This is a genomic window from Pseudooceanicola algae (assembly GCF_003590145.2).
Lineage (GTDB): Bacteria > Pseudomonadota > Alphaproteobacteria > Rhodobacterales > Rhodobacteraceae > Pseudooceanicola > Pseudooceanicola algae.
Window position 1 is genome coordinate 1320636 of the sequence record NZ_CP060436.1, and the last position, 18492, is coordinate 1339127.

Below are 18492 nucleotides of genomic sequence, written 5' to 3' on the forward strand. Positions count from 1 at the left end.
GATAAATCATGTCATCCAGCCCAGCCCCCCGGACCAGCACGCCCCCCAACGGGGGCTTGCCCGCGCCTGATGCCCTCGACAGCGGCATCCGCGCCGATCATGTCTCTGTCACCTACCGAAATGGTCACACCGCCCTGCGCGATGCCAGCTTCCAGATCCCCCGTGGCACGATCACCGCACTCGTCGGCGTGAATGGCGCCGGGAAATCCACCCTGTTCAAGGCGATCATGGGCTTCGTTCCCGTGGCAACCGGCGACATCCGCCTGCTTGGCCGGACAGTGCGCGAGGCGTTAAAACAGAACCTGGTCGCCTATGTCCCCCAGTCCGAAGAAGTCGACTGGGCCTTTCCCGTATTGGTCGAAGACGTGGTAATGATGGGACGCTACGGCCACATGGGCTTCTTGCGCCGCGCCTCGAAAGCCGATCACGCCGCCGTCGAAGAGGCCCTCGCAAGGGTCAGCATGACAGACTACCGCCACCGACAGATCGGAGAGCTCTCCGGGGGCCAGAAGAAACGCGTCTTCCTGGCCCGCGCCCTGGCGCAGGAAGGTCAGGTCATCCTGCTCGACGAACCCTTCACCGGTGTCGACGTGAAGACCGAAGAACAGATCATCACCCTGCTGCGCGCCCTGCGCGACGAAGGTCGCGTGATGCTGGTTTCCACCCACAACCTCGGTTCGGTGCCCGAATTTTGCGACCGCACCGTGCTGATCAAGGGCACCGTGCTGGCCTACGGCCCGACCGAGGAAACCTTCAACCACGACAATCTCGAACGCACCTTCGGCGGCGTCCTGCGCCACATCACCCTCGGCGGCACCTACCTGCACGACGACGACGACCCGCGCGAGGTGCGCATCTTCACGGATGACGAACGCCCGCTGGTCCATTACGGCGACCAGTTGCATCGCCGCGAAACCGAGCCCGAAGAATGACCCCCGTCCTCACCCGGCCTCGCGCTGCGCCTCGCACAATCGTTTCCCTGTCCGAAATATCCCGGGGGAGTCTCCGGAAAGGAGACGGGGGCAGCGCCCCCTTCCCCGTCCGCCGGCACCCAGCCGACCAAGGTCCGGCCACCTTATGAATATACTTCTGGAACCCTTTTCCTACGGCTACATGACCAATGCCATGTGGGTCTCGGCCCTGGTCGGCGGCGTCTGCGCGTTTCTTTCAAGCTACCTGATGCTCAAGGGCTGGTCCCTGATCGGCGATGCCCTGTCCCATTCCGTCGTTCCCGGCGTCGCGGGGGCCTACATGCTGGGCCTGCCCTTCGCCCTCGGGGCCTTCCTGTCCGGCGGGCTGGCGGCGGCAGCGATGCTCTTCCTGTCGGACCGTTCGGGACTCAAGATCGACGTCATCATCGGGATGATCTTCACCGCCTTCTTCGGGCTGGGGCTGTTCATGATTTCGGTCAACCCCATGGCGATCTCGATCCAGACCATCACCATGGGCAATATCCTGGCAATCACGCCCGAAGATACGCTGCAACTGGCGTTGATCGGTTTTGTCACCCTGGCCGTGCTGCTGGTCAAGTGGAAGGACCTGATGGTCACCTTTTTCGATGAAAACCACGCCCGCTCGATCGGATTGCGCCCCCGCCTGCTGAAGGCCGTGTTCTTCACATTGCTCTCGGCTTCGGTCGTCGCAGCCATGTCGACGGTGGGCGCCTTTCTGGTGGTCGCCATGGTGGTCACGCCGGGCGCCACGGCCTATCTGCTCTGCGACCGCTTCCCTCGGCTGATCCAGACCTCGGTCCTGATCGGTACCACGACCAGCTTCCTTGGCGCCTATGCCAGCTATTTCCTCGACGGGGCCACGGGGGGCATCATCGTTTCATTGCAGACGCTGATCTTTCTCGTGACCTTCACCTTTGCGCCCAAGCACGGCATCCTCGCCAGCCGCGCCCGCGCCCGGGCCGAGATCGCCGCGGCCGTGCCCACGGACACGGCCCGGCCGGAAGAGAGCTCATGACCGATACCCTGCTATTGCCCTTCCAGTTTCCCTTCATGCAGAATGCCTTCTGGATTTGCCTGATGGTCTCGATCCCGACTGCCCTGCTCAGCTGCTTTCTGGTGCTCAAGGGCTGGGCGCTGATGGGCGATGCGGTCAGCCATGCGGTGCTCCCCGGCATCGTGATCGCCTATGCCGTCGGCTGGCCACTGATCCTGGGCGCCTTTGCCGCCGGGATGTTCACATCACTGCTGACCGGCTTCCTGTCATCCAACAGCCGGGTCAAGCAGGACACCGTGCTGGGTGTCGTCTTTTCCGGCATGTTCGGAATCGGCATCGTTCTTTACACCTCGATCGACACCAACGCGCACCTCGACCACATCCTGTTCGGCAACATGCTGGGCGTCGGCGCCGAGGACCTCTGGACCGCTGGCGTCATCTCGGTCGTCGTCACCCTGGCGCTGAGCCTGAAATGGAAGGACCTGTTGCTGCACGCCTTCGATCCGGCCCAGGCGCGGGCCTCCGGCCTGCCGGTAGGGCTGCTGCACTACGGGCTGCTGACGCTGCTTTCGCTGGTGATCGTCGCGACGCTGTCGGCCACCGGGTTGATCCTGGCGGTGGGACTGCTGATCTCGCCCGGCGCCATCGCGTTCCTGACCGTGCGACGGTTTGGATCGATGCTGATCGTCGCCTGCGTGACCTGCTTTGCGGCCATGATCTCAGGCACCTATCTCAGCTTCTGGATAGATTCCGCGCCAGCCCCGACGATCATTCTGATCCTGACGGCGGTGTTCATCCTGGCCCTGGTGCGCCGACAGTTCCAGACGCGCCGGGCCTCGGCCCGCGCGGCCGAGGCAGAGGCTGGGGCCTAGTCCAGTTGGCCCCGGATGTATCCGATCAACGCTTTTGCGGTTCAGCCGCGCGGCGCGATGCGAAAGCGTCGGCGCAGCCAGGTCATGCGACTGTCCCGGCGCGGCTCGAACAAACAATCCAATACGAAGCGAAAAGCGGAAATCTCGGCCATGGTATCCCCCGAAGCCAACCCCTGTCGCGCAACCGGATACCTTTAGCCGGTAACGCAACCGTGACGCGATTGTGGAGATTTCGTGACCGCCCTTGACGCCGACCGCCCAAGGACCAGGGGCTTTGGGCGCGCGCCAACTGGATTTCCTCCCCGACTTCCTCTAGGTCGAAGCCATGAGCCGGGTGATCCTTTTCAACAAGCCTTTCGACGTCCTGTCCCAGTTCACCGACCGGGGCAGCGGCGATAGCCCGCGCCGCACGCTGAGCGATTTCATCGACTTGCCCGGTGTCTATCCCGCCGGGCGGCTGGATCGTGATAGCGAAGGGCTGATGGTGCTGACCGACGACGGCCGCCTGCAGGCCCGGATCGCCGATCCGAAGCACAAGCTGCCAAAGACCTACTGGGTGCAGGTCGAAGGCCTGCCCGAGGATGCGGCCCTGGAACAGCTGCGCCGGGGCGTCCCCCTGAAGGACGGCCCGACACGCCCCGCCAAGGCCCGCCGGATCGACGCGCCGCCTGCTCTATGGCCGCGCAATCCGCCCATCCGGGTGCGTAAATCCATCCCCGATTGCTGGATCGAGATCACGATCTCCGAGGGGCGCAACCGTCAGGTCCGCCGTATGGTCGCCCATATCGGCCACCCCTGCCTGCGTCTGATCCGGGCCCGGATAGGGGACTGGTCGCTTGGCGACCTGCCCCCCGGCGCATGGACTGACGCCCCGCAGCGCTGACGCCCCGGGCTTTGGCCCGAACTGCCTATACTCACTCTTCGCGGAAATCGTGGCTGTAGCTGATGGCCCGCGCCAGTTTCGGCTGATCGAGGTCATTGGCCCAGGCAATGGCGGCGTCGCGGATCGCCTCCGGTGCCTCGTCCTGCCGGGCAATCGCCTCCTCGACCATCTCGGGCGGGATCGCCTTGATGCAGCGGAACAGCGTCGTGCCGCCGTAATCGACCGTCGCCAGATGCTCGAAGTAGTCGCGCAGCAGGTACATGGTCGAATGCAGCCAGTAGAGGCCCGAATTGATCGCGTAATCCTGATGCACAAGGTAGGAATCCCCCGGGATCAGCGACGGGTAGAACATCCGCATGCAATGATCGTTCAGGGGCTTGGTCTTGGAACAATCCAGCATCAGGATCTCGATCTTGCGGTCGCTCCAGCTGCGCTGCGTGATGTCCCCGGCATAAAGCACCGTCATGAAGTCGTTCTCGCCCAGTTGATCGTGGTAAAGATCGACCGTCGATTGCCCTTCGGCCCGCGCATCCCATTCCTTCAGCTGCGACGGCAGCCAGTTCCCCTTGCGAAACAGGTCATAGCTGTGGATCCGACAATCCTTGCGCGTGACCTTGCGATTGATCCGCAGACCGGCCGCGAAGCAGGCCGCCGAGCCGCCAAGAAAGGCCCCCGCATCGACGATCTCGCCCGCGCCGGTGTAGACGGTCGAGGCCAGCCAGGTCATCAGCTTGCGTTCCTCGGGATGGAGAAGGGCAAGCAGCTTGCCGATCCGGTCGTAATTCACCCGCCCCCAGGGACGACTTGAAAATTCGGGCGGGGGGCTGGTGTCGAAATCGCGCATGCAAGGTCCTGTCTGCCGGGGTTCACTGCGGGCACTCTTGCGGCGATTGGTTGATTTTCGGTGTAGATCCGACCCCGCCGGGCTGGGTCCAAGCCCGCCCGAAGACGCTGGCGCCCACCGAAACCCAAGGGAAGCCCCGCGAAAACAGCGTTTCGCGGGGCCAGAAATTCCAGTCAACAAAGGATCAATCAGCCGACGCGGCTGCCCTGCACATAGACCCCGCGCAGCGCCGGCACGCCGCCGCGCAGCGCAAAGCGGATCATGTCGGCGCGCTGCCCTTGTTCCAGCGCGCCGCGATCCGTCAGACCTGCGGCCCGCGCAGGCGACCTTGTGACCGTGGCGATTCCGCGCGCCATGTCGTCCCAATGCTGGCCCAACCGGACCGCCGCCAAAAGCAATGCCGAGGGCACGTAATCCGAGCTGAGGATATCCAGCAGCCCCAGATCCGCCAGTTCCATGGCCGAGACGTTCCCCGAATGCGATCCCCCCCGCACCAGGTTCGGCGCCCCCATGATCACCGCGATGCCGTGATCACGGCAGGACTGAGCCGCTTCGACCGTGGTCGGGAATTCCGCCACCCGAATACCATGGGCAAATGAGGTCGCGACCTGTTCATGGGTGGAATCATCATGGCTGGCCAGCACGGCGCCAAAGGTCCTGGCCGCCTGAACCGCCGCCGCTTCATGGCGGGCACCGACGCGGTCATTCAGGTCGAACAGGAATTGAACGTATTCCTCAAAGCCTTCCCGGTTCAGCCCGTGCTTGCCGCAGACGTAATCTTCGAACTTCGAAATATCGCGGAACTGGCGCTGTCCGGGCGTGTGGTCCATCAGGCTGACGATGCCGACGCGGTCATCGGGGCCGAATTCCGACAGTTCCTCGATCAGCGTCTCGGAACAGGTCTCAGCGCGCAGGTGCAGCATGTGGCTGATCTTCAGGGCGCCCTGATCACGCATCGACAGGATCTCGTCCGCCATGGGGCGGGCATAGCGCCGATAGTCGCCGCGATGGTTTTCCACGATGGAGCCGACGCGGATGGCGTCGAAGACAGTGGTGATCCCGACCCCGCAAAGCTCTGCGTCATGGGCGACGATGGCGGCGTGATGCGGCCAATGCACCTTGGGGCGCGGCGTGATGTGGCGTTCAAGGTTGTCTGTATGCAGCTCGACCAGACCTGGCGTCAGGAAATCGCCCTCGCAATCCACATCCGGTGTCCGGGTCGCGCCGCTGCCGATCTCGGCGATCTTTCCGTCGCGGATCACCACGTGGCCCTCGATCACCTCGTCCGGCAGGACGACGCGGGCATTGCCGAGGACCAGTTCGCCGGTCTGTTCAGGGTTGTCTTTCATGTCTCGACCTTTGGTTGAATTCTTGTGGGGTACCGGCTGGGGTCAGGGTACCGGGCTCTCTTCCAGCAGGGCAAGCACCGCCGCCACCGCCTGCGCCAAAGCGCCGTCATTTCGGACCACCTCCGCCCGGATCCCGGGCGGCAGGGCGAAACCGGCACGGGCCAGCCGGCCGGCGATTTCCTCGGCGCTTTCCCGTCCGCGGGCGGCCAGACGCGCCGCCAGTACCGGCGCAGGCGCGGTCAGCAGGATGGTGCGAAAGCCCGGTATGCGCGCCTGGGCTTCGGCCAGCACGCTGCGCGACAGGTTGACCAGCAGATCCTCGCCCTGCGCCAGAAGCTCTGTGACCTCGCAAGGGATCCCGTAATGCAGCCCATGCGCGCGCCATGACAGGAGGAACTGACCAGCAGCTTCGCGGTGCAGAAATTCGGCTTCGGTGAGCGAGCTGAAATCCTCGCCCCCCGCATCAGCCGGTCGGGTGATGGCGCGCCGCACCAGACCGATGCCCGGTCGGGCGGCGGCCACGGCCTGCATGACGCTGTCCTTACCGACACCCGAAGGCCCGACGATCCCGATCAGCCGCCCCTGCTGCGCCATCTCAGGCAACCCGCGCAGGGGTGAAGCCGGTCACATCGACGACCCGATCACAGACCCGGTCGCGCGCCGCGTGATCGTGGAAAATCCCGATGATCGCGGCCCCGCGCTGCTTGGCCTCCTCGATCAGCGACATGACCTCTTCGCGGTTGACCGCATCAAGGCTGGCCGTGGGTTCATCCAGCAGCAGCGCAGGGTACTCATGGGCAAAACCGCGCGCGATATTGACCCGCTGCTGTTCGCCGCCAGAAAAGGTCGTCGGGCTCAGCTCCCAAAGTCGTTCGGGGATGTTCAGCCGCGCCAGCAGGGTCTCGGCGCGGGCAAGCGCCTCCGCCCGCCCACAGCCCAGCGCCAGCAGGGGTTCGGCCACGACCACGCGCGTCGGCACGCGGGGCACCACGCGCAGGAACTGGCTGACATAGCCGAGCCGTTCGCGGCGCAGCGCCAGGATCTCGCGCGGCGCGGCACGGGCCACGTCCACGTCGCCGATCATGATCCGCCCAGAGGCGGCCAGGTAATTGCCGTAGATCATCCGCATCAGCGTCGATTTGCCCGCCCCGGAGGCCCCGACAAGCGCCACGCATTCACCCGGCGCCACGGTCAGCGAGGCGCCTTCCATGACCGGGATCACCGCCCCACCCTGATTGTGCAGGGTAAAGGTCTTTGACACGTTCTCGATCGCTATCATCTTGTTCTCGCTCCAATGGTACCGGATAGGATCCGGTGATTGTCAGACCTGCAGGACCGAACTGACCAGCAATTGCGTATACCCGTGCTGCGGATCATCCAGCACCTGATCGGTCAAGCCCGTCTCGACCACATGTCCCGACTTCATCACCATCAAGCGGTCCGCCAGCAGGCGCACGACGGCCAGATCATGGGTCACGATGATGGCGCTCAGCCCCATCTCGCGCACAAGGCCCCGCAACAGGTCCAGAAGGCGTGCCTGCACGCTGACATCCAGCCCGCCGGTCGGTTCATCCATGAAGACCAACCGCGGCCCCGTGACCAGATTGCGTGCGATCTGCAACCGCTGTCGCATGCCCCCGGAAAACGCGGTGGGACGGTCGTCGATCCGATCCGCCTCGATCTCGACCCGGCCAAGCCAGTCCGTCGCCTGATCCCGGATCGCCCCGTAATTTCGCGCACCGATGGCCATCAGCCGTTCACCGACATTCCCCCCGGCGCTGACGTTCATGCGCAACCCGTCCTGGGCATGCTGATGCACAAAGGCCCAATCGGTCCGCCCCAGCAAACGACGCTCGGATTCGCTCATGCGAACAGTGTCCACCATGCCGCGCCCTCGGGTGTCGAACTGCACAGCACCGCTGTCCGGCGCCTGGTGCCCCGCGAGACAATTCAGCAGGGTCGTCTTGCCCGACCCGCTCTCGCCCACGATCCCCATCACCTCTCCGGGATAAAGATCAAAGTTCACCTGCGAACAGCCGATCCGGCTGCCATAGAATTTCGCCAGATCTGTCACCCGCAACAGGGGTCCGGCCTGTGTCACGCTCGAAATGTCCAGGTCCTTCATGCCATGTCCTCCACCGCGGCCAGACGCCCGGCATGTCCATCTGCCCGGCGACCGGCGCAGAAATCCGTATCCGAACAGACGAACATCCGCCCGCCCGCGTCATCGGTGATCACCTCGTCAAGGTAACTCTCGCCCGCCCCGCAAAGATCGCAATCATGCGCCGCCTTGCTGGCCTCGAAGGGATGGTCCTCGAAATCGAGGCTTACCACCTCGCACCAGGGCGGCAGCGCATAGATCCGTTGTTCGCGCCCGGCGCCAAACAGCTGGATTGCGGCCATAGACAACTTCGGGTTGTCGAACTTCGGGATCGGGCTCGGGTCCATCACATACCGCCCCTCGACCTTCACCGGATAGGCATAGCTGGTCGAGATCTCTCCGTGCCGCGCGATATCCTCATACAGCTTCACATGCATGAGGCCATATTCCTCCAGCGCATGCATCTTGCGGGTCTCAACCTCGGACGGCTCGAGGAACCGGAGGGGTTCCGGGATCGGCACCTGGTAGACCAGGATCTGCCCCTCGCCCAGCGGCTCTTCGGGGATCCGGTGCCGTGTCTGGATGACCGTCGCCTCCCGCGTCTTCTCGGTCACCGCAACCCCGGCCGTCTTTTCAAAGAACCGCCGGATCGACACCGCGTTGGTCGTGTCGTCGGCCCCCTGGTCGATAACCTTGAAGCAATCCTCGGGCACCATGACGGCGGCACTCACCTGCACCCCCCCGGTGCCCCAGCCATAGGGCATGGGCATCTCGCGGCTCGCAAAAGGCACCTGGTATCCCGGTACCGCCAGCGCCTTCAGCAGGGCCCGCCGGATCATCCGCTTGGTCTGCTCGTCCAGATAGGCGAAGTTGTACTCTTCCATCACGCGGCTCCCGCCCCGCAGGGTGCCGCGATCAACAGATTGCCCCCTGCCGTTTCCCTGTTCCAAATATCCCCGCCTGAGGCATCGGCGCCCCGCGCCGATCCCCCTGCACAAACTTGCCGGCTCATTCCGCGGCCTCCTGCTGCACACGCCCTTCCGTCTCGCGCCGCAAACGGCGCACCAGTTCCAGCTCGGACTGGAAATCGACGTAATGAGGCAGCTTGATATGTTCGAGGAACCCGGTCGCCTGGATGTTGTCACAATGGTACAGCACGAATTCCTCGTCCTGCGCCGGTGCACCCTTGTCGTCCTCGCCCAATTCCTTCCAGCGCAGCGCCCGGTCCACCAGCGCCATCGAGATCGCCTTGCGCTCGCTCTGCCCGAAGACCAGGCCATAGCCTCGGGTGAATTGCGCCGGCTCCAGCTTGGACCCGGTGAACTGGTTCACCGTCTCGCATTCCGTCAGGACCACTTCGCCGACCTCGACCGCAAAGCCCAACTCGGGGATCTCGACCTCGACCGGAACGGTGCCGATCCGCAGTTCCCCCACGAAGGGGTGGTTCTTGGCATAGCCACGCTGCGTCGAATAGGCCATCGACAGCACAAAGCCCTCGTCCCCCCGGCTCAGCGCCTGAAGACGCAGAGGACGCCCGGCAGGCAGTTCCAGCGGTTCGCGGGTCAGGTCCCTCGGCGCGGTGTCGACATCGGGACGCGGCTCGGTCTGGATCAGACCTTCCTGGTTCAGGAACTCGGTCACCCGCGGCATTCGGGGATGCGCCGCTTCTCCGGCTTCCCGTTCCGGCGCCTCCAGCCCCTCGGCCTCGAGCGCGAAATCCAGCAGGCGGTGCGTGTAATCGAAGGTCGGGCCCAGCACCTGCCCCCCCGGCACATCCTTGAACGTGGCCGAGATCCGGCGATCACAGGCCATCTCGGTGGTTTCCACCGGCAGCGAGGCCCCGAAGCGTGGCAACGTCGTGCGATAGGCCCGGATCAGGAAGATCGCCTCGATCATGTCCCCGCGCGCCTGCTTGATCGCCAGTGCGGCAAGATCGGGATCGTATAGCGAGCCCTCGGCCATCACCCGGTTCACCGCCAGGCTCAGTTGTTCGCGGATCTGGGGCACCGACAGTTCGGCGACATCAGGGTCGCCGCGCCGCTCCTCGGCCATCCAGTCATGGGCGCTGTCGATCGCCTTCTCGCCGCCCTTTACAGCTACATACATCAGTTCGCCTCCCGCAGGGTGATCCGGGTACTGCGCGGCAGCGCCATCAGCGCCGCGCCCTCGGTGAAATAGAAATCAAGTCCCAGCGGATAAAGCGCCGCATTCTCCTGCAGCGCCGCGACGCCCGGCAGGGCAGCCTCGGTCACGCTGCGGATGCCCGGCCCGGCCAGCGTCACCGCCTGCACCGCCCCCGGCCCTTCGACGATCAGCGTAGCCGACCGGTCGGGATATTCCGCCGTGCCGATGGCATAGGCCGAAAGCGGGCCAAGCGCCCCCCAGGTCCCCAGCGCAAAGGTGGCCTGTTCCGGCCCCACGATCGGCGCGCCGGTATGGAAGGTGATCCAGTCCCGCACCGCAGGGCTGTCGTGATCACCCGCCAGATGGACCGGCGTGCCCGGATCGCACAGCACCAGCATCAGCGTCGCCGCCGCCGGGCTGACAGGCGCCGGCGCCGTGGCAAGATCCGTCAATTCATGAACCGACCCCGGACGCCCCATGGCCTCCAATGCCGCCCGGAAGGCGCGGGCCGACTGGCGCGGCGCATCCTCGAAACCGCCGCTCAGGGCCTCTGCTGCCATCGCCATCAGTCTTCTCCCCGTACCATGGTAAAGAAATCCACTTTCGTCTGCTCTGCCCGTGCAGCGCGTCCAGCGGCCCTTGCGGCCATCCCTTCGCGCAGCGGGGTCAGAAGCACCGCCCGCAGCAGATCTGCACGGTCGCCCTGCATCAGCGCGTCGACCAACGCCGCGATACGTGCCTTATCCCGCGCCCGCCCCTGCACCACCGCATGACCGACCTCACCCGAGACCAGCCGCAGCGCACAGCGCGTCACCGTCATCTCGCCCAGATTGAACGCCGTCCCGGTGCCCCCGGCGCGACCACGCAACATCACGCCACCGATCTCGGGGGAGCGTAGCCAAGCGAACTCCGGCTCGCCATCAAGGGCCGGCAAGACCGCTGCCCAAAGCCGCGTCACTTCGCTGGCCGGAGCCTTGGCCAGAAGCGACATCCAGCCCCGCCGGTCCGGGCTTCCCCGGTCTTCTTCCACCGCATCTTTCGCCATTGGACACCTTGCCGATTTGTCTATTCATCTATACAACTAGACAAATGCATACGCCTCGCGCCCCTCAGGCGCAAGACGGCGACCTCTGGCGAATGGTGAAATTTTCATGACAGCAACACCCGTAAATGCCGTCGAGACCCGTGGCGGCAAGACCCCGCTCTGGCGCTCGATCTCGCAGGCCTTGCGCGCCGATATCGCCGCCGGGCGCTACGGCCCCGGTGACCGCCTGCCGACCGAGGCCGAGCTTTCCGCACGGTTCGGCGTCAACCGCCATACGGTCCGCCGGGGCCTTGCCGACCTTGCCGAAGCGGGCCTGACACATGCCCGGCGCGGCGCCGGGGTCTTCGTGGCGCAACAGGCCACCGATTATCCGATCGGGCGCAGGGTCCGCTTTCACCAGAACATCCGTGCGGCGGGACGCCTGCCCTCGCGCTGTATCCTGCTGATCGAGACCCGCACCGCCGACCCCACCGAAGCCGAGATGCTGCAGCTTGCTCCGGGCGGCCGTGTCATTTCCACCGACGGCCTGTCTTCGGCGGATGGTCAACCGCTGGCCCTGGCCCGGTCGGTCTTTCCCGCCGCGCCGTTTCCGGAGCTTGCCACCGCGCTGGAACGGCTGACCTCGATCACCGAGGCGCTGGCCGAAAGCGGTGTGACCGATTACACCCGCGCCTTCACCCGCGTGAATGCAAAGATCGCAACCGCCACCCAGGCACTGCACCTGCAGATCCGCGAAGGCGACCCGATCCTGCGCACCATTTCCCTCAGCCTCGCACCCGACGGGACCCCAATCGAATACGGCCGAACCTGGTTCTCGGGCGACCGTGTGACCCTGACATTGGGCGAAGACGAGGCCCCCTAGACCCGTCCGCAAGCCCAGGCCCCCGGCATTTCGCAAAACCTCCGGCGAACCGTCACGCCTGCGATACAATCCCAAGCTACCCACAGGGCCTGAGGAAAGAGCACAAATCATGCCAGCGACCCAGCCCAGCCTTCGCCTGACCGGCGCCTCCATTTTGCAGGACGGTCAATTCCAGTCCGGTTCCCTGACCTTCGCGGCAGGGCAGATCACCGATCTTGCCTGCGCGGGCCAAGCGACACAGATCAGGGACACATCCGTCCCGATCACGCCGCTGTTCCCGCCCCGCCAGGATACGACGGTGGATCTGTCGGGATACCTCTTACTGCCCGGCATCATCGACCTGCATGGCGATGCCTTCGAACGCCATGTCGCCCCCCGCCCAAGCGCCGAATTCGACCTCTCGATCGCCCTGCGGGCGACGGATCGGGACGCGGCCGTCAACGGTGTTACAACCGCATGGCTCGCCCAGTGCTGGAGTTGGGATGGCGGCGCACGCAGTCCCGAAACGGCGGTCCGCATGGCCGAGGCGCTGCGCGACTACTCTGCCCGCCACGCGCTGACCGATCTGCGACTGCAGATCCGCTGCGAAACCCATATGGTCCCGACCGAAGCCCGCCTGCTCGAAACCGTGCGCAACTTCGGCATCGACTACGTGGTCTTCAACAACCATCTCCAGGAAAGCCATGCCGAGCTTTCCTGCAATACCGAACGCCTCTGCATCGCGGCCCGGCGCGCTGGCCGCACCCCTCAGGATCACCTGCAAAGCCTGCGCGACGCGCGCAAGCAGACCCGCGAGGTCCCGCGCTTCCTCTGCCGCCTCGCCCGCGAATTCGACGCGCTTGGCGTGACCTACGGCAGCCATGACGACCCCGACGGCGAAACCCGAGAGACCTATTCGATGATCGGCGCGAAGATCTGCGAATTCCCCACGGCCCGCGCCGCGGCCGCCCTTGCTCGCACCGTCGGGGACCCGATCCTGATGGGCGCGCCCAACGTGGTGCGCGGCGGCTCGCAAGCCGGAAACATTAGCGCGACGGAACTGATCCGCGCCGATCTCTGCGATGCGCTCGTGTCGGATTACTACTACCCGGCTTTGGCCGAAGCGGCCTTCCGCCTGGCCGATACCGGCACCCGAACGCTTGCTCAGGCCTGGGCTCTGATCTCCTCCGGACCGGCCCGTGTCCTCGGCCTTCACGACCGCGGCACACTCGCGCACGGGAAACGCGCCGACCTGGTCATCCTGAACGAAGAGACCCGCGCAATAGAGGCCACGATCTCCGGGGGGCGCATCGCACATCTGTCCGGCGAAGTCGCACATCGCTTCGCCTTCGCGCCACAGCGACACGCCCTGGCGGCTGAATAAACCAGCCCGTCTCTCTCCAGATGTTTCCCTGTAAAAAATATCCTCGGGGGGAGTCGCCCATTGGGCGACGGGGGGCAGACAGCCCCCCTGCACCGGTTCAACCCCGGTATTTTTCCAAAAAAGCCATGACGCTCAACGTCCGGAAATCCAATAGGGCCGCGCGCAACCGGCCATGATCCCAATCCCACCAGGCCAGCGCCGTCAACCGTTCGGCAACCTCAGCCGATTGGCGCCGGCGCAGGACCCGTGCGGGCATGCCCGCGACGATCGTGTAGGGCGCGACATCTCGGGTGACCACTGCGCCGGAGGCGACGACAGCACCGTTTCCCAGAGAGACGTCGGGCTTGATCATCGCGCCATGGCCGATCCAGGTGTCATGCCCGATATGGGCCGTTCGACCCCGCCGATGCACAAAGAAGTCCTGATCGTTTTCAGCGTCATCCCAATAATCTGCCGACCGATAGAGAAAATGGTGGCAGGCCGCCGTGTCCAGCGGGTGATCCGTGGCGCCGATGCGGACCTGACTCGCAATATTGGAGAACTTGCCGATCTCCGCATTGGCGATATCGGCGTAGCGGTCGCAATAGGAATAATCACCCAAGGTCACGTTCGAAAGACGGCTGCCCCGGCCCACTTCGGTGAAACGACCAAGGGAGGTTTCGGACAACTCGACATCCGCATGCAGAAAGGGGGCTTCTTCGCTCAGACGGGCCATTCAGGGTCCAGTGTTGCGCCGGAAGATTTCAAGCCTCCGGCGGGGATATTTGGCGACAGGGAAACATCAAAAGGGGCGCGCGATCAGTGACCGGCTTCATCCCCCTTGATCAGCTTGCGCCGCAGCCAGCCAGAGAAGCTGTCCATGGCAAAGACCGTCAGGATGATCAGGATGATGAAGTAGGTGACCTCTTCCCAATCCTTCTGGGTGATCATGGCCTGGGTCAGCAGCAGGCCGATGCCGCCGCCGGTGATTGCCCCGATGATCGTCGCCGAGCGCGTGTTGCTTTCGAAAAAGTAGAGCACCTGGCTGAGCAGCACCGGGAAGACCTGCGGCAGCACCCCGAAGCGGTAGCGCTGGATCGGGCTGGCCCCGGTAGAGCGGATGCCTTCGATCTGCTTGTCGTCGACGTTTTCCAGCGCCTCCGAGAACATCTTGCCGAAGCTGCCGGTATCGGTCAGCAGGATCGCCAGGGCACCGGTCAGGGGGCCGGGGCCGAATGCGCGTGACAGGATGATCGTCCAGATCAGCGCATCGACCCCGCGGCAAAGGTCGAAGACCCGGCGCGCGGCCTGGCGCAGAAGCATCAGGGGCGTGAAGTTGCGCGCCGCCAGGAAGGCCAGCGGCAGGGCGATGATCGCGGCGCCGAAGGTACCGAGGAAAGCCATGAGGACCGTCTCGACCATGGCCCAGGCGACATCGGCATGGTGCCACATCTGGTTGTACCAGAAGCCGTTCCAGATCATCGGGTACTCCCCGGCCCAGGCCCGGGTCACGATCTCTCCCAGGCCAAGACCGTGGTAGGGACTGTCGAGGGTGAAGAAGAACAGCTCCCAGCCATAGGAATAACGAAAGACCTCGGTCCGGTTGCGGGTGATGGTGACCCGGCCGGCCTCGGTATCGGTACTGAGGCGATTGGCGCTGGCGTTGATCCAGTCGGGCACCGGACCGGCCGGCAGGATCGCGTTGATCCCGCTGCGCCCCGGTGCGGCGCTGATCGTGCCGTAGTCGGGCACCTCGTATTCCACGTGATCAGGATAATAGCGCACCTGGTGGCCGTGCGGCATGTCGATCACCGTGACATCGCCGTCGATCGTCACCCAGTCGGGATGTTCGCCGGCGGGGTATTGCCCCTTGCGTTCGCCCTCGATCGAGAATGCCACGGCGCCATCGCGGTTGTCGCGCGTCGCATGGGTCTTGTAGCTGTAGGTGTCCTCGATCAGCCGCGCACCGTTCTCGAACCGGGCCGAGGACAGCAGCGAGGCCACGTCGAAGGCGATTGCCGCGTAGATGAGATAGGCCAGCACCAGGATGGGCATGGCCAGCGACCACATCCGCTTGCGCCGGAACAACTCGGTTGCCTGGTCCCGCAGATCTGGCCCCGCCTGGGCCGATGTCATGGTCATAGGAAGACGCCTTTCTTGCGGCCATGGGTCAGCATATCGCGGAAATAGCTGCTGATCTGGTCCACCGCGACGATGGTCAGGAACAACAGCAGGAAGATCGCGGCGGCCTCGTCGAACTTGCCGATGCCCCAGGACATGGAATTCTTGAGCTCGTAGCCAATCCCGCCCGCACCGACGAAGCCGAGGATGGCCGAGGCCCGGATGTTGATTTCAAAGCGAAGCAGCGCATAGCTGAGGTAATTAGGCGCGACCTGCGGCATGACGCCCAGCACCATGCGTTGCGTCCAGTTCGCCCCGACAGACGACAGCCCGTCGACCGGCTTGAGCGAGGCGTTCTCGTTCACTTCGGAGAACATCTTGCCCAGCGCCCCGGAGGTATGGAAGGCAATGGCAATCATAGCCGGGACCGGGCCACCGCCCAGCACGAAGATCAGCACCAGCGCGATGACGATTTCCGGCACCGCCCGCATCACGTCCATCAACCGGCGGAACACCGGGATCAGACGGGGCCAGCGCGCCATGCCCCGGGTGGAGAGCATCGACAGGCCGGTGCCGAACAACGCCCCGATCAGCGTGGCGACGGCGGCGATATTGATCGTCTCGATCAACGCCGGGAAATAGCGGACGAGGTGACCGGGCAGCAGCGCGCGCTTTTCCCAGGCTTCGGAAATCACCAGCGTGGGGAAGACGAAGACCGAACTCAGCCCTTCCCAGAAGCCGCCCGCGTTGCGCGCATCGGCTACCATGAACCCCGACACCATCAGGGCGAAGAAGATCACCAGCAGGATGGTGGAATAACTGCGCTTGCGGCGCATCTGGTCCAGGTAATCCGCGCGGATCTGCGCGACGGGCCCCGTGCCGGGGGAAGCGGTCAGGTCAGCCATGAAAATGCCTTTGGGGGAGACGTGTGAAGGGCCCGCGCAACGCAGGCCCTTCCCGTAGTTTCAGGATCAGTTGCTTTGCGACAGGCGCGCGGCGACGACCGATTCATAGGTCTCGTGGGTGACGGGGATGAAATCCTTGGCGTCGCCCGAGGCCACGCCATAGGCGCAATCGGCGTCGTTTTCCCACAGGTCGGCGGTCAGCTGGGTGACGGTTTCGCGCACATCGGCCGGCAGGGCCTTGCGCACGACCATCGGGCCTTCGGGGATGATGTTGGACTGCCAGATCTGCACCATGTCGTTCATGTCGACCAGGCCGCCGTCAACCGCCTTGCGCAGCGCACCGGAGTTGTAGCCGTCTTCCCAGTCACCCAGGCCGTCGGCCCAGGTCACGCCGCCGTCCACGTCGCCATTGGCCACGGCGACGATGGTCTGCTCATGCCCGCCGGTGAAGACGACATCCTTGAAGTAGTCGCCCGGCTCCATGGTGATCTCTTCGCCCGCCTTGGGGATCTCGATCGAGGGGATCAGGTAGCCCGAGGTCGAATTCGGATCGCCGAAGCCGAAGGTCTTGCCCTTCATGTCCGCCAGCGAGGTGATGCCGCTGTCCTTGCGCGCGAAACCGACCGAGTAGTAGCCGATCGAGCCGTCGAGGTTCTGCTTGACGAGCACCGGCTCGACCGCTTCGGGATCGGCGATATAGGTGGCGGCGTAACCCGAGGCGCCCATCCAGGCGAGGTCGATGGTGCCGCCCAGCAGGCCCTGGATGATGCCGTTGTAGTCGGCCGGGGTAAAGACGCGCACCGGCACGCCCAGCGCGTCGGCAATCTTGTCGGCGTAGCATTGGTTGGAGGCCATGCGGTCCTGGGCGTTTTCGCCGCCGAGGATGCCAAGGCGGAATTCGGTGATCTCCTGGGCGGAAGCGGCTCCGGTCAGGGCAGTGGTGGCCAGCGCGGCCGCGATCAGTTTCTTCATCATGGGAAGCTCCTTTGAAGAAATCCCCGGACGATTGCGACCGGGGCGGGATTGTTTTCAGGCTGTGACGGGGGTGAGGCCGACGCGATCCAGCGCCCCGATCTCGGTCGAGGTCGCGGCTTCGGAAAAGCCGGCGTCCGCGCCGTAGATGTCGCGCGCGACACCGGTGGTCAGCTGCTCGGGCGTGCCGTCAAAGACGATGCGACCGTCGCGCATGCCGATCACGCGGTCGCAATAGCGCCGCGCCGTGTCGAGCGTGTGAAGGTTGGCGATGACCATGCGGCCGTCTTCTTCGTGGATGCGGCGCAGCGCCTCCATGACGACCTGGGCATTCATCGGATCGAGGCTGGCGATGGGTTCATCGGCCAGGATGATCCGGGGATCCTGCATCAGGGCGCGGGCAATGGCGACACGCTGCTGCTGGCCCCCCGAAAGCGCCTCGGCCCGCTTGGGTGCATGTTCGGCAATGCCGAGCCGTTCCAGGATGTCGATGGCACGATGGATGTCTTCCTGCGGATAGAGATTCAGCAGCGAGGCAAAGGTCGAGCGCCGGTTCAGCGTACCATGCAGTACGTTGCTGACCACATCCATGCGCGGCACCAGGTTGAACTGCTGGAAGATCATCGCGCATTGCGCCTGCCAGGCACGCTTTTCGCCGGTCTTGAGGCTGGTGATCTCGCGCCCCTCGAAGTGGATCGCACCCGAGGTGCTGTCCTCGAGCCGGTTGAGCATACGCAGCAGGGTCGACTTCCCCGCGCCGGAGCGCCCGATGATCCCGATCATCATCGATCGATCGATGCTGATCGTGGCATTGTCCACCGCGTTGTTGCGGCCGAAGGTCTTCGTCAGTTGTTCTATCTGAAGCACGCGGCATCCCCCAAGTCCTGTCCGGCGTCGTAGAAGCGGATCGAGACGAGTCTGTATCGTTTTCTTGAAACATTTGTGACGCGGGGCTCGCATGGCCTGCCCCCCTGCGATCAGGACCGACAGCGCCGGAATGCGCGGCAGTGGATATCTGCCGCGCGGTCCCGGCCCGCGGTTCGCAACGCAGTCTCCAAGGTGGGCCGCAAGGTCGCCAAAGGGACGGTCCACCGCAGGCGCGCGGCTCGGGGACCTCACGTCATA

At 64.8% G+C, this 18492-nt stretch carries 20 protein-coding genes; 6 read left to right on the forward strand and 14 right to left on the reverse strand.

What is annotated here, in order from left to right; translation table 11 throughout:
- The first annotated feature begins 8 nt into the window (after positions 1–8).
- The 4 genes from PSAL_RS06240 to PSAL_RS06255 all read left to right on the forward strand — a co-directional run bounded on the left by PSAL_RS06240 (position 9) and on the right by PSAL_RS06255 (position 3702).
- Complete coding sequence (locus PSAL_RS06240; protein ID WP_119840643.1) at positions 9–932, forward strand: manganese/iron ABC transporter ATP-binding protein; 924 nt, start codon at positions 9–11, stop codon at positions 930–932.
- A gap of 145 nt (positions 933–1077) precedes the next feature.
- Positions 1078–1968 carry a metal ABC transporter permease gene (locus PSAL_RS06245; RefSeq protein WP_119840644.1) on the forward strand — a complete coding sequence of 297 codons (891 nt, stop codon included), beginning with the start codon at positions 1078–1080 and terminating at the stop codon, positions 1966–1968.
- Positions 1965–2819, forward strand: a complete 855-nt coding sequence (locus tag PSAL_RS06250; protein ID WP_119840645.1) for a metal ABC transporter permease — start codon at positions 1965–1967, stop codon at positions 2817–2819. Before PSAL_RS06245 ends, PSAL_RS06250 begins: the two co-directional genes overlap by 4 nt.
- 325 nt (positions 2820–3144) lie before the next feature.
- Entirely contained in the window at positions 3145–3702 is a 558-nt protein-coding gene (locus tag PSAL_RS06255) for a pseudouridine synthase (RefSeq protein WP_119840646.1), read from the forward strand.
- Positions 3703–3733: 31 nt separating this feature from the next.
- Here the strand turns inward: PSAL_RS06255 and PSAL_RS06260 are convergent, their stop codons facing one another.
- From PSAL_RS06260 to phnG, 9 genes are all read right to left on the reverse strand, one after another.
- The gene (locus PSAL_RS06260) at positions 3734–4546 is read right to left on the reverse strand and encodes a hypothetical protein (RefSeq protein WP_119840647.1); all 813 of its coding nucleotides are present in this window, start codon (positions 4544–4546) and stop codon (positions 3734–3736) included.
- 188 nt (positions 4547–4734) lie between these two features.
- Positions 4735–5895, reverse strand: a complete 1161-nt coding sequence (locus PSAL_RS06265; RefSeq protein WP_119840648.1) for an alpha-D-ribose 1-methylphosphonate 5-triphosphate diphosphatase — start codon at positions 5893–5895, stop codon at positions 4735–4737.
- Positions 5896–5937: 42 nt separating this feature from the next.
- Entirely contained in the window at positions 5938–6489 is a 552-nt protein-coding gene (gene phnN / locus PSAL_RS06270) for a phosphonate metabolism protein/1,5-bisphosphokinase (PRPP-forming) PhnN (RefSeq protein WP_119840649.1), read from the reverse strand.
- 1 nt (position 6490) lies between these two features.
- Positions 6491–7174 (reverse strand): phosphonate C-P lyase system protein PhnL, encoded by a 684-nt coding sequence (phnL, locus tag PSAL_RS06275; protein WP_119840650.1) that lies wholly within the window; start codon positions 7172–7174, stop codon positions 6491–6493.
- 42 nt (positions 7175–7216) lie between these two features.
- Positions 7217–8020 (reverse strand): phosphonate C-P lyase system protein PhnK, encoded by an 804-nt coding sequence (phnK, locus tag PSAL_RS06280; protein ID WP_119840651.1) that lies wholly within the window; start codon positions 8018–8020, stop codon positions 7217–7219.
- Entirely contained in the window at positions 8017–8880 is an 864-nt protein-coding gene (locus tag PSAL_RS06285) for an alpha-D-ribose 1-methylphosphonate 5-phosphate C-P-lyase PhnJ (RefSeq protein WP_119840652.1), read from the reverse strand. Before PSAL_RS06285 ends, phnK begins: the two co-directional genes overlap by 4 nt.
- A gap of 124 nt (positions 8881–9004) precedes the next feature.
- Positions 9005–10102, reverse strand: a complete 1098-nt coding sequence (locus PSAL_RS06290; RefSeq protein ID WP_119840653.1) for a carbon-phosphorus lyase complex subunit PhnI — start codon at positions 10100–10102, stop codon at positions 9005–9007.
- A complete protein-coding gene (phnH, locus tag PSAL_RS06295) occupies positions 10102–10680 on the reverse strand; it encodes a phosphonate C-P lyase system protein PhnH (RefSeq protein WP_196222889.1) in 579 nt (192 codons plus the stop codon). The genes PSAL_RS06290 and phnH overlap by 1 nt, the downstream gene beginning before the upstream one ends.
- 5 nt (positions 10681–10685) lie before the next feature.
- Positions 10686–11165, reverse strand: a complete 480-nt coding sequence (phnG, locus tag PSAL_RS06300) for a phosphonate C-P lyase system protein PhnG (RefSeq protein WP_231388632.1) — start codon at positions 11163–11165, stop codon at positions 10686–10688.
- Between the two features lie 106 nt (positions 11166–11271).
- Between phnG and phnF the strand changes: the two genes are divergently transcribed.
- Both phnF and PSAL_RS06310 read left to right on the forward strand, forming a co-directional pair.
- Positions 11272–12027, forward strand: coding sequence for a phosphonate metabolism transcriptional regulator PhnF (gene phnF, locus PSAL_RS06305; protein WP_119840655.1), 756 nt, complete (start codon positions 11272–11274; stop codon positions 12025–12027).
- Between the two features lie 109 nt (positions 12028–12136).
- The gene (locus tag PSAL_RS06310) at positions 12137–13390 is read left to right on the forward strand and encodes an alpha-D-ribose 1-methylphosphonate 5-triphosphate diphosphatase (protein ID WP_119840656.1); all 1254 of its coding nucleotides are present in this window, start codon (positions 12137–12139) and stop codon (positions 13388–13390) included.
- Positions 13391–13487: 97 nt separating this feature from the next.
- On the opposite strand, the gene PSAL_RS06315 is transcribed toward PSAL_RS06310, so the two are convergent.
- The 5 genes from PSAL_RS06315 to phnC all read right to left on the reverse strand — a co-directional run bounded on the left by PSAL_RS06315 (position 13488) and on the right by phnC (position 18234).
- Entirely contained in the window at positions 13488–14105 is a 618-nt protein-coding gene (locus PSAL_RS06315) for an LbetaH domain-containing protein (protein WP_119840657.1), read from the reverse strand.
- A gap of 83 nt (positions 14106–14188) precedes the next feature.
- Positions 14189–15511 carry a phosphonate ABC transporter, permease protein PhnE gene (gene phnE / locus PSAL_RS06320; protein WP_119840658.1) on the reverse strand — a complete coding sequence of 441 codons (1323 nt, stop codon included), beginning with the start codon at positions 15509–15511 and terminating at the stop codon, positions 14189–14191.
- Positions 15508–16395, reverse strand: a complete 888-nt coding sequence (gene phnE / locus PSAL_RS06325) for a phosphonate ABC transporter, permease protein PhnE (RefSeq protein WP_119840659.1) — start codon at positions 16393–16395, stop codon at positions 15508–15510. The genes phnE (PSAL_RS06320) and phnE (PSAL_RS06325) overlap by 4 nt, the downstream gene beginning before the upstream one ends.
- Before the next feature lie 66 nt (positions 16396–16461).
- Positions 16462–17367 carry a phosphonate ABC transporter substrate-binding protein gene (gene phnD / locus PSAL_RS06330; RefSeq protein ID WP_119840735.1) on the reverse strand — a complete coding sequence of 302 codons (906 nt, stop codon included), beginning with the start codon at positions 17365–17367 and terminating at the stop codon, positions 16462–16464.
- A gap of 57 nt (positions 17368–17424) precedes the next feature.
- Positions 17425–18234 (reverse strand): phosphonate ABC transporter ATP-binding protein, encoded by an 810-nt coding sequence (gene phnC, locus PSAL_RS06335; protein ID WP_119840660.1) that lies wholly within the window; start codon positions 18232–18234, stop codon positions 17425–17427.
- Positions 18235–18492 lie beyond the last annotated feature (258 nt).